Origin of the sequence: Chryseobacterium sp. Bi04 (assembly GCF_918698085.1) — a bacterium.
Classification (GTDB): domain Bacteria; phylum Bacteroidota; class Bacteroidia; order Flavobacteriales; family Weeksellaceae; genus Chryseobacterium.
Genome location: NZ_CAKKLP010000004.1, coordinates 350,609 through 362,565, shown reverse-complemented (window position 1 = coordinate 362,565; position 11,957 = coordinate 350,609). Strand labels below are relative to the sequence as shown.

Below are 11,957 nucleotides of genomic sequence, written 5' to 3'. Positions count from 1 at the left end.
CCCTGCAGTACCAAAAAACCAATTACCTTTTCCTGTAAGGCTATACCAATTACTTGATACATTCACAGCATACTTCTCCATATGACTTCTAAACTGATCAGCCCAAGTAGATTTTTTTCCTACAAGAAGAACTTCAGGAATTTCAAAGCTAGGTCCATCATTCGGATTCTTCTTACCAACTCCATTAGCCATATTGCTATATCCATTGTAATTGGTTGGGTTTCCGTCATAATCCATTTGTCCCCCCAATTATTGGTAAAGCCATTTCCTGTGTTTGTCCACGTAGTTCCGGGAGGAGCGTCCAATAGTTCATCTATAAATGCTTGTGATCCATTCCGTTGGGATCAAACAAATTGATCGGGTTATTCATCACATAAGCATAAGGAGAATGAGAATAATAACTTTCTGCTAACTGGTCTATGCCATTCCATCTGGCAATATCCGGCATATATTCTCTCCAGCCGTAGCTGTACATTCCGGTTTCCTGCAGTTCCTTACCGTTGTACTTATTGCTTTTATAGCTGCCCTGTGCAAAATAGGAATTCCCGGTTTTTAAATGATTCATCCCAAATGGGTAGTAATCATTGGAATCTGTAATCTCAAGAGCTCCTGTGCTGTTTCTTCCGTAAGAAACCCTTACATTTCCCAGCTGGTCTATGTATTGGTAAATATCTTATAATCCCAAATAATAAACTCAAAAACATTTCTGGATTAAAGTTCTCTTTAGAATGCAAATCAATCATTTTAAAATGTAAAAACCTCACAAAAGTGAGGTTTTGGTATATTAGCTCAAAGTTATAAACTTTGCGCAGCTAGGTCTATGTATTGGTAAATATAACTAATTGTTAATAAAAAATGCCACACGAAAGGATTCGTGCGGCAGCGTAGGGTAGCATTGCCACTTTTAAATTTAATGTCTTATAATAAAATTAAGAACATTAAAAATTACATACCATGTTAACTTTTCTAGTTTTAACATATAAATCCCAGAATCTTTTTTAACAATTTCTAAACTTTCACATTCTGAATTCTGCTTTCCTTCGTCGAAAACTTCAGGAATATTAATTATTTCGATATCATCGAGAGGAATAATAAAGTTATTTGTTATCAGTCTGATATCTGTTAATAACCAGTAGTTATTTGCAGAAACAAAATAACCAAGAATAGGTATTTCATTTTCTAAAAATAAAATATTATTATTTATCTGATATTGTAAATTTTCATCTAAGTTTTCATACAAATCTGTTTTAAAAAAATCTTTCTTAATTCTTTTAAATTTAGCTCTAACAATATTTATATTTTTTATCATTTTAAAAATTTCACTAATTCTATACTATTTTTGCTGAGTTCCGCTGTTATTATACACTAAGACCTCTTTCTCAGAAACATAATAATTATGATTACCTTCTACTTCAAAGTTATAAACTTTTACTTTTTAATTTAAAACAAAATATTCCCTTACTAAAAACAGTAAAGGAATATTTATTAAAAAATTATTGAGTAATATTTTTAGATAATTTTAATTCTGGAATATAAAATGAGAAACCATATTCGTCAATTTTAGTTATTAATTTCTCATCTACAAGTTGATTCATTATTTCTGTAAATTTATCTTGTTCAATATATCCATATACAATTTTTATATAATCATAAATTGAAGAAATAGAGAAAATAGGAATATTTTCATTTTCTATTTGGGGAAAATATTGAAAAGAATACCTTATTTCATCAAAAGTAAAAGTTATACCAGTACCATGTACATGGTACTCAACATTAGTCTGATTTATTGAAAAAAAGTCTTTATAAATTATAAGCTTTTTTTTTACAGCTGCTATAGGTAATACAAAATGATTATAATCACTCAATTCAGGAATATTTTGTAATTGATAATTTATAATCAAATGTTCGTTGTAAAACACACATTTTAAAGCATATTCCCTTATCTTATTATATAATTTATGATAGTTCATTTTTTCTTATTTCTTTATAGTTTTTAATGACCAAATGTTTCTAAAAGTTCTCCAATATTTCTAAAAATAGAATGCTCAGATATTTGCCCTGCAGGTATTCTCTGATATGGTATTGACCCTTCATAACCAGCTTTTATAGCAGCTTGAATTCTATGATGTCCATCCAATATAAACGTCTTTCCCTCAGCTTCTACTACTTTTATTGGTTCTTTGAAAACATAAGGATCATTTTTCAGCAATTTCGCAGTAATGTCATCAATTGCTTTTGAACCTTGCATTCCAGGTTCAGTAGGAATCCATCTTTTAACTTGGCTTAATGAGCCTTCTAACCATTCGCAATTATTATGCACTAAAATTCCTTTCTCAGAAACATAATAATTATGATTGCCTTCAACCTCAAAGTTATAAACTTTTACTTTCTCATCCAAAAATGTAATAGATTCTACAGGAGAAATTTTTCCGTCTAAAGTAGTAAGAGGCATTCCTTTGGTAAGGTCTTTAGCTTCTATCCAGCTTCCTCTTACATAAAATGGATGTTCTGGTGTACAGCTAATTTCTGTATCATTTACAGAGATTCTCACCAATGAAGAAGAAGTATTACGAGATAAGGCTATCACTCTTTTTAATTCTTTTTTACCTGTTTCTTCATTGTAACTCCAGACAAGGTCACCTTCTTTAATGTCTTCAATCTTTATATTTCCGTTTTCTGCTACAACCAGTGTGCCCTCTGTAAAACAGATCTTTATCAAACCATTGGTAAGTCTTCCAAGAGGACCACAGATAATTTTACTTAGTCCGGCAGCCCTCCAACCAGCAGATAAGAGTTCGCCCCCTACAAAAGAACCCGGTAATTCCAAAAACAGAAACCTTTCAGCAGCTGATACCGACTGTCCTACTTTAGTGTTCTCTATGGCATCATAAAGCAAGGAGTTATTTTGATCAAATGTAAACTCTCCCAAAACTCCTGTAAATTTGCTATACATTAACAAACTGTTCTCGCCAATATTTTTATGATTGCTCCATCCTGACACACCTCCCTTGGCTTTAATAATAACTTCAGGAACTTCGAAGCTAGGTCCATCATTTGGATTCTTCTTACCAACTCCATTAGCCATATTGCTATATCCATTGTAATTGGTTGGGTTTCCGTCATAATCCATCTGTCCTCCCCAATTATTGGTAAAGCCGCTTCCTGTGTTTGTCCACGTAGTTCCGGGAGGAGCGTCTAATAGTTCATCTATAAATGCTTGTGATACCATTCCGTTGGGATCAAACAAATTGATCGGATTATTCATCACGTAAGCATAAGGAGAATGAGAATAATAACTTTCTGCTAACTGGTCTATGCCATTCCATCTGGCAATATCCGGCATATATTCTCTCCAGCCGTAGCTGTACATTCCGGTTTCCTGCAGTTCCTTGCCGTTGTATTTGTTGCTTTTATAGCTGCCCTGTGCAAAATAGGAAATCCCCGTTTTTAAATGATTCATCCCGAATGGGTAGTAATCATTGGAATCTGTAATCTCAAGAGCTCCTGTGCTGTTTCTTCCGTAAGAAACCCTTACATTTCCCAGCTGGTCTATGTACTGGTAAATATACTGATCTTTTGCATAATCATAAAATCCTTCTGCGGTGGCAAAAAACTGAAGATCCGGAGTTTTAGGAGCAACCCTTCTTGTTTCATCAATTGAAAAAGCTTCCGGCTCCATGGCCCTGCCGGATAAAGAAAACATCTCTATGCCGGTGCCTCCCCCTGTATCTACATTTTCAGTGGTCAGATACTGAAAGCCATCCAGGTAATCTGTCGTTTTTTTGGTAGTAGTAGATCCTACAACGCCTGTTATACTGGTACTGCTCTCTTTTCTTAATTTTGTTCCGTCTGCCCTGTATAAGGTCTTTACCGCAACAAGCTCATTACTGTTTTTGGTCATGAGCATTTCAGCGGGAAGATCAAGGAAATTATATTTAACATATTGTATTCCTTTATCCAGCATGGTGAGCATATTTCCATTCGCATCATAAGTGATGGGACCTCCACCCCCTTCATAGCCTGCAAAGTTTTGAGAATCATCGGTAATCTTTATCGCCTGATTCCCCGAATAGGTATAGCTCAGATTGTCTATTACCTTAGCGGTATTGCTTCCGGATGCTATTACCGAAGTCCTGTACAGGCTGTTGATATTCCCATTCAGGTCATAGTCTAAAGATTCCGTATTCTCTTTGCTGTAAGGATTATTCGGGTTTTGGTAATATCCTGCCTGAATCCTGTTCATACTGTCATATGAATACCCATATCTTTTTGGGGTCAGGGATGGATTTACCCCTACTGTTTCTACAGCTCTCCAGTCGATCTCCGCAATGCTTCCGTCGTATCTCGGAGTCACGTTCTTTCCTGGGAACTGAACCACATCAGGATTATCAATCCCTTCTTTTTGATGGTATTTGATTTTGTAAGCAAATAACTTCCCTCCAAGATCAGCTAGTCCCATCTGGTTTTTATTAATGTCTGTCAGCCAGCCCCGGACATTATAGGTATAATCAATACTCTGAAGATTGTTTCCTACTTTTTTGTTGATCAGTTGGGAAAGCTCATTATAGGTATTTTCCGTCAGCAGTTCCTCCGGCTTAGTGTTGACCTGATGATAATGCTGTTTAAGCCTTTTCTGGGCATCATAGATGAACCGTTCTTTAATGGTTACCCCAGGTTCATTTGCTTTACGGGCATGATAGGCAATGGATTTTTGCGGTGTTCCGGAAAAATCCAGTTCAGCTTCTGTTTGCGTAAATCCCCCTAAATGATTTTTACCATAGGTTCCAATTATTCTTCCCAGTGTATCATACCAGATAAATGCTGACGACCAGCTGTCATTTTCAACATTCTTGGTATAGCTTGCGGTAGAAAGTGTTTTTGTGCTTCTCACTGAGCTTAGACCGTTAGAAACAATGGTTGTTGGAACAGATGCTAAAGTAGCCTGGTTTTGTATTAGTGCCGGTTGGTCTGGTGATCCTACAGGATATTCATCATAATAATCAACACTCAGAATCGTCATACTTTCTGTTGGGAAAGCTGTTTTTGTATAGTAAATATCCATCCCGTTAAGGGTAAATGGAGTGGTACTTTGAGTTTCATTATTATTGGCATTGGAAGACATATTATTCAATGCAGCCTGCATTGCCGGTCTTTCTACTGTACTGGCAAAGAATCCGGTATAGACTGTTCTTCCGAATTTGTCGTACTTCGTAAACAGCCAGCCTCTTTTTGTGAAATTATTGCCTGCCGTTCTCAGGTTAGCATCCTGAGAAAGCACAAGACGGCCCTGCTGATCATATACCAGGTATTCCCAGCCCCTTCCAGGAAGTTTCTTTTCTATAACCCTGTGGTATTTGTCATATTTATACTGGTAGCAGAACTGGTCCTGTAAAGCTGGAGTTAATGCTGAAACTGAGGCTTTCGGGGGAATCACCAGCGAAAGATTGCCAAATTCATCATATACATAATAGGTATCTACATTTTCTGTAGTTCCATTGGCTTTTTTATTAATCTTTCGCGATAACAGGATTTGCTTTCCTGAATTAATAAATACCTGGGTCTCGTTATCATTCTCATCCTTAGTAACCGTTTTATATAATGTATTGGCATTATAATACCCATTGGTGGTATACGCGTCATTCGGAGCTGTAATAATAGAGACATCATTGATTTGAGCCGATGCATTCCAGCTGGTTACCGCTTTATATCTTTTAACTTCACCCGTATTATTGGATAGATACTCTAACTTCTGAGTATGAATACCGTTCATCTGCCACTCAGCTCCGGGAGCGGCTGCTTTTACCGCTCTGGATAAGGGAGATTGCTCATACTGAATTTCTGAATAGGCATTGGGAACCCCATAATAGGCATTTATTGAACTTTCTCCTATGCCCGGAATATACGCTCCATTTTGGCTGTCTACAGGCTGAGGCATAAAATCTTTGGTCTTCCTGCCTGACTGATCATACATAACCGGAACGGCTACATCTTTGCCATTGGGAGATGCTTTAATGGCAATACTTTGGGTAGTTCTTCCCAATCCGTCAAAATACTGGACTCCCTGAATCTGTGCAGCACCAGGCTGTTCTGAAGTAACAGGCTCTAAATAGGTCCTGCTGTATATATAATTTTCTGTAGTTGTTAAACTTTGCGCATGAAACAAAGCCACAACAAGAAAAGATATGATTGATATTATTTTTTTCATAGCTGATTAATTGTATAAATTATTATAGCTGCGGCTTTGTATTGTACTTGTAATCTTTAATAATATTTCCGTTAACATCCACTACTGAAGTTAATTTCCCGTTTTTATCATATTTATAAATCTCCCTCATGCCTCCCGGAGTTGTCACTGAAGTGACTCCAATTAAAGGATCATAGGTATAGGTAGTAATGATGAAATTCTTTACACCAGGATTACTTCTGAAACTGTCTAATGCATTCATGAGAGTGACTTCAGAAGAAGCATCTACATCTGCATTGGACTTTAAAACAATATCGTCGGCCAGGGTTCCGATATCTGAAAGTTTTGCCCCTTCTATTTTGGCAATAGGAAAGCTTTGATTGTACCCCCAAATGATAACCGACGGATTTCCTCCTGCAACATCAGGATTCGATGTCATTTGTTTTATATTTCCTTTGGAATCATATTCGTCATACCTAACCACTGTTTTTATACTATTGTCATTAGGATTGACAGCGATCACGGAAGATGGATATACTCCAATGGAGCCATTGTATTTCACTTCTGTTCTTGAAATGACCTTACCATTATTTTTTATTTCAGTAATTACAGGAACTCCGGTCATATTAGCATTCTCAAGATTTTGATACCCTGCTAATCCTATAGGATAGCTTATGTATTTTTCTGAAATACTACCATCCGACGAAGTTTCCTTTACAGAGGCTACTCTAAAGTTCGTGGTATTAAACTCAGTTTCTACTTTGTTTTCTACATATTGGTTATTATCCTGATAATTCTTAGTTGTGATTTTTGAACTTTTCAGGTAAGCCTTTTTAGTAAAACCTCCATCCACAGCGATATCCGGAAAATCATTTAACGTTTCAAAACTAAAATCATAATGAGAGGCAGAAACCAGTTTATTCTGGGCGTTGTATGCTTCGTTCTTTTCCTGTACACCCGATTTGGTTATATTATAGTACGGCCAGAAATTTACTGTGCTTCCATTATGGGTATATGGAAATTTAGGGTAATCATTGGGCGTTTTGAAATAGTAGTTGATATATCCATTGTTTCCACTGTTAGTCACTTTTACATTTTTATATAATACAATAGGAGTACTTACAGTTGAAGAACTTTCTCTTTCGGGATAAAAAATGCTTCCACTTACACTGTTCGGATCGCTGAATACATTGTAACTATAATCAGTTGATTTCTGTAAGGTAGGATTGAATTCAGAATTGTAATATTTCACATTCTTTATACGGATTCCCAACTGTGGATTATTGTTACTGGCATTTCTAAAAGGAGCCGGAATATTTTTTATTTCCTGAATCGTCATCTCTCCATGGCCTCCGGTACCTGACATTGTAATAGTATAAGTACCCGGGTAAAGGTCGAAGTTTTTTAATGACCTTGCATTTCCTTCTAATTCAGGATCATTATAGTTATAGCAGGTATAGGCAGATCCAGATCCTCCAATACTATAATCCACAAAAGAATCATCAGCAAAAACAGGTTTATATTTCGTCGCTTCAAAAGTTATATAGATCCTTTTTAATACTCCCGGATCTCCTGTCACCTGAAAAGTATAAGTATTGGTTTGTTTGGTGTCAACAGCTATTCCTTTAAATGTACTCATGTATTGCACACTGGGATCGTTAAAATAGCTGGGTGTTGCATAACCAGGAAGACTTTTATTGGTATAATATTCATTTGCATCGTAATTATACTCTATCATTCCTCCTGTCGGCATAACCATCTTATTAAGGGTTTTTACGGCATATCGAGCTAAATTTGTTGCCTCAGTAGCATTACATGGATCTCCAGGGCCATAACTGTTTTCAGGTGAGAAATAGGGCAGCTGACTATAAAGCAACTTAGTGGTTTCCAGTGGTGGCCCTGTCAGATTTTCTAAATTTATTTTATGAATACGCGTGAGGGTCCTCTTACTTGTTTCTTCGATAGATCCAAAAATACTGTATCCCATCATTATGTATTCAAAACCATATTGTCCTATTACATTTCCAATACTATTTTTAAGAGAAACTTTTGTAATACTATACGGGTCATTCATTGTATTTTCCAACGTCTGATCATAATTATAATCAAAAACAATAGACCCTAATCCCGGAGATGTAATATTCTTTACCTTACATATCTGATATAAAATATTAGTACTTCCCGGTACCATTTTATTCTCTTTTTGATATTCAAAACCAAGTAGCGCCACACCGGCAGCATTTTTAACCTGAGTAAGATAAAAAGCTGATTTATACAAGGTCCCACTCGTAATGGCATTTCTATAACTTCTACTCTGACCGTAGTCATTGAATAAATACTTAAAACCATTACCATCAGTTATAGTAAAGGAATTGATAATTAAAGTAGCATTATTGCTAGTCCTGGTATACTCAATCTTAACATTATTAGGAGTTAGGTTAAGTACTTTAAAAGTGTTATTATCTGTATTTCTTTCTATTTTGAATTTACCTGATATTCCCGGAAGATTGTAATAATAAACGTCATTAAATTTATTCTTTTGATAGTACTGCCAACTGGCATCATCATATCTTTCATCCAATTCATCAACGACTTCTCTTGAGATCACTCCTCCGGAAAACATCGTCCATCCCATACCAACCTCACTACCTGCCTGTGTTTCATTCATATTAGCCGGATGATACTGCAGCAATAAATTCGCAGAAATACTCTTGTCATTAGTTAGCAGCCTTAGTAAAGGATAATTAATATCCGGTATTCCTGTTGCCAACGATATGGGTGATTCAGTATAAGTAGGTAATGAAGATACTGAGGGAACTGGTCGTGGCAGATCTCCAAAATTAATATCTCCCTGTTGAGCATTTACGATAATGGACATCATAAAATTTATGATTATCCCTTTCATTAAAATAGAGTTCCTTCTCATTATATTATTTTTTAATCAGTTTAGCATTCGCCGTTTTATTTGTATCCGTTTTTATGGTCACCAGATAAGCACCTTGTACAAGAGCCTGTGTACTCAATTTGGTAACATTGTTTTTAGTTTTTATATTCTGAAGCTGTCTTCCACTCATATCATACAGCACAATATCAGCTTCTTTGAAATTAAAACCGATTTCTACATAAGCATAATCTGATACAGGATTCGGATAGATCTTGATATCATGTTTTTCTATTAACTGATCAACCTGTTTGTCTCCCAGCTTTACAATCTTCCAGTTTTCTTTTCCTAATTCTTCAGCACTGGTTCCTGCCAGAATAATAGAGCCGTCCCTATTTAATTTCAGATCCGAAAGTCTCTCCTCTCTTTTTCTGGAGTCTCCATTTACATGTTTTCGCCACTGCTCATTTCCGTTGCCATCAAGATAGAGCATCCAAAAGGTTTCATCATCTTTCTCTATTCTTCCTTCCGCCTGCGTATAACCACCCAACAATATTCCTTTGGTAGTATCCTGGTTCTTGGTTCTTAATTCTTGATTCTTGGCTCTGAATCACATTCATTCCCATTAAAATATCTCTGTTCTTGAAATTGTAGGATTTCTGCCAGATCTCTTCGCCTCTTTCGTTCAAAGAAATAAGCCAAAGGTCTGTACCTTCTTCGATACCTACTGATTTATTTCCGGATCTTTCGGATCTGGATTCTCCTCCGATAATAAAACCGTTTGAAGTTAAAGCCAGGGTTCTGATATGGTCATCCCCTTTTCCGCCGAAGTTCTTTTCCCATTCTAGTTTTCCGTTTTTATCTAGTTTGACGATCCAGTAGTCGCCTTCACCGAAGTTGCTGCTGGCTTTTGGCAGCTGGCTAATGGCTATTGAGTTAGCCGGTTTTTCAGTTGAAGGTTTAATCTCAGAATTCCCAACCTCGGAACTCCTTGAGTAGATTCCCAGTAATGCTCCACCGTCTTTTGTTGGGATCATTTTCTCTACTTCATCCAAGCCTCTTCCTCCCAGAATAAGCTGAGACAGTTCTTTTCCGTCTTTATCCAATCTCGTAATCCAGACATCTTTTGAACCATAGCCTTTGGATGAATTTTGAATATTTCCGGCTACAAAAAATCCTAGATCTGTGGTTTGAATGACAGCTTTGGCTTCTTCATCTGAAGATGTCCCCAAGGTTTTCTGCCAAAGTTCATCACCAAATTCATTCAGCCTGATCAGCCAGATATCCGATCCGCCTTTGGAATCGTCTTTTTTATCCAGGCCTTTTCCTGAATAAGAAGTTCCTGATACGAGAAACCCTCCGTCTTGTGTAGTTACTGTTGCGGATAAATAATCGTGGTTTTGTCCCGCAATATATTTCTCCCAAACCTGTTCGCCCTGCTGGTTGAGTTTGATCAGGTGAAAATCGTAGCCGTTGTTTTGCTTTTGGCTACCAGTAGCTGGCGACTGGCTTTTAGCCTGAATAGAGCTTCCGGTGATAAGATATTGCTGATCAATAGTGGTGATTACCTGATTGAGAAAATCCTGAGTGGAAGATTTGATGTCTTTCTGCCAGATCACTTCCTGGGCAGAAAGGCCCAAGATGGTGCATAAAGTCAATGCACTCATGTAGAGTTTTTTCATGGATTGTGTAATTATTATTATTTTAATTCGATTGCAAAAGTATTACTTTTACCTCACTGTGAAAAGATTTATTTTATCATATTGATTGTGAAATTTATTACAATACAATACTTTACTGTTTTATATGTGCAAGATATAGTTTCAAAGCGACAGAACCTGTCGTATTTTTTAGCTAATAAAGAAAAAAACGAATAGTAGAAAATGCTTCTGTAATTCATACATCTTCCCATCCAACCCTTGGAAATTGGGAATGTTTTGCTATAACTTTGCTGCCACGTTTTAAAATAGAAGCAGCAATGGGTGTCCTGAAAAAATTGGAGATAAAAAAGAAGAATCAAAAAGCAGAGGATAAAAATCTGTCTTTCCGGGTTTTTGATTTGACCGTGGGAAATCTGAAAGAATATACCCAACCACATAAGAAAGACCATTTCTGTATTATTGTGATGGAAAGTGGAAGCCTTAAGATTCATATTGAAGAAAAAATACACCTGCTTAAAGCCGGAAAAATTTCTGTCATATTTCCTGAACAGGTTAGCTTCGTTTCTGCCGTAAGCGACAGTCTTAAAGGAAAAATAATTTTATTTGAAGAAATATTATTCTGTTCTGACATTCTTAAAAATGAATTAAGCACCTATAATGTCAATCTTTCTACCCAATTGAACTGTACCATTCTTTCACCCGAAGATCTTAAACAAAGTCTACATACCATTTCAATCATTCAGAAAATTTATCAACATCCCAGTCTTATCAAAAAAGAGCAGGCAAGATTTCATATTAAAGTTTTCCTGTTGGGACTCATTGAATCGGTGCATGGGCTCCATCCTATTCTTCATAAAGATACTGCAGACAAGCCCATATATGTCCGGTTTAAAAAGCTCCTGAATGAGCATTACAAACAACACAGGACGGTCCAGTATTATGCTGAAGAATTAGCTGTTAGTACGAAAAAGTTAAACTCTATTACCAAAAAACACTGCAGTGAAACTGCTATTCAGGCCATCCACAACCGGATTTTAATAGAAATCAAACGTCAGTTGATGTTTTCTGATCTTTCACATAAAGAAATTGCTTTTGATCTCGGTTTTAATTCTCCCTCGGCTCTCAACAAATTTGTAAAAGCAAAACTTAAGGAAACCCCTACGGAACTTCAGCAGGAGCTGGCACAAATGTATAACGGATAGTCCTGTTTGTATAACATTACCTGTTTCGT

General features: G+C 36.4%; 9 protein-coding genes and 1 pseudogene. 1 reads left to right on the top strand and 9 read right to left on the bottom strand.

Features of this window, described 5'->3' with window-relative positions; all coding sequences use genetic code 11:
- The 9 genes and pseudogenes from LQV47_RS09545 to LQV47_RS09510 form a co-directional block, all read right to left on the bottom strand.
- Positions 1-237, bottom strand: a 237-nt coding sequence (locus LQV47_RS09545; RefSeq protein ID WP_230036247.1) for a hypothetical protein, incomplete at its 3' end; no start/stop codon positions are given.
- A 76-nt stretch (positions 238-313) separates the two neighbouring features.
- The gene (locus LQV47_RS09540; protein ID WP_290368645.1) at positions 314-598 is read right to left on the bottom strand and encodes an RHS repeat-associated core domain-containing protein; all 285 of its coding nucleotides are present in this window, start codon (positions 596-598) and stop codon (positions 314-316) included.
- A gap of 312 nt (positions 599-910) precedes the next feature.
- Positions 911-1,309 carry a hypothetical protein gene (locus tag LQV47_RS09535; RefSeq protein WP_047486175.1) on the bottom strand — a complete coding sequence of 133 codons (399 nt, stop codon included), beginning with the start codon at positions 1,307-1,309 and terminating at the stop codon, positions 911-913.
- Between the two features lie 24 nt (positions 1,310-1,333).
- Positions 1,334-1,429: pseudogene (locus LQV47_RS22575) on the bottom strand (hypothetical protein); the annotation flags it as partial.
- Positions 1,430-1,493: 64 nt separating this feature from the next.
- Complete coding sequence (locus tag LQV47_RS09530; protein WP_230036244.1) at positions 1,494-1,970, bottom strand: hypothetical protein; 477 nt, start codon at positions 1,968-1,970, stop codon at positions 1,494-1,496.
- Positions 1,971-1,993: 23 nt separating this feature from the next.
- The gene (locus tag LQV47_RS09525) at positions 1,994-6,205 is read right to left on the bottom strand and encodes a polymorphic toxin-type HINT domain-containing protein (protein ID WP_230036242.1); all 4,212 of its coding nucleotides are present in this window, start codon (positions 6,203-6,205) and stop codon (positions 1,994-1,996) included.
- A gap of 22 nt (positions 6,206-6,227) precedes the next feature.
- Positions 6,228-9,065: an RHS repeat protein gene (locus tag LQV47_RS09520; protein WP_230036240.1), complete on the bottom strand. Its 2,838-nt coding sequence runs from the start codon at positions 9,063-9,065 to the stop codon at positions 6,228-6,230.
- A 49-nt stretch (positions 9,066-9,114) separates the two neighbouring features.
- Entirely contained in the window at positions 9,115-9,615 is a 501-nt protein-coding gene (locus tag LQV47_RS09515; protein ID WP_230036238.1) for a T9SS type A sorting domain-containing protein, read from the bottom strand.
- On the bottom strand, positions 9,572-10,747 hold the full coding sequence (locus tag LQV47_RS09510; RefSeq protein WP_230036236.1) for a hypothetical protein: 1,176 nt from the start codon (positions 10,745-10,747) through the stop codon (positions 9,572-9,574). The genes LQV47_RS09515 and LQV47_RS09510 overlap by 44 nt, the downstream gene beginning before the upstream one ends.
- A 266-nt stretch (positions 10,748-11,013) precedes the next feature.
- Here LQV47_RS09510 and LQV47_RS09505 point away from each other — a divergent pair, with 266 nt between their 5' ends.
- Positions 11,014-11,928, top strand: a complete 915-nt coding sequence (locus tag LQV47_RS09505; RefSeq protein WP_230036234.1) for a helix-turn-helix transcriptional regulator — start codon at positions 11,014-11,016, stop codon at positions 11,926-11,928.
- The last annotated feature ends 29 nt before the right edge of the window (positions 11,929-11,957 follow it).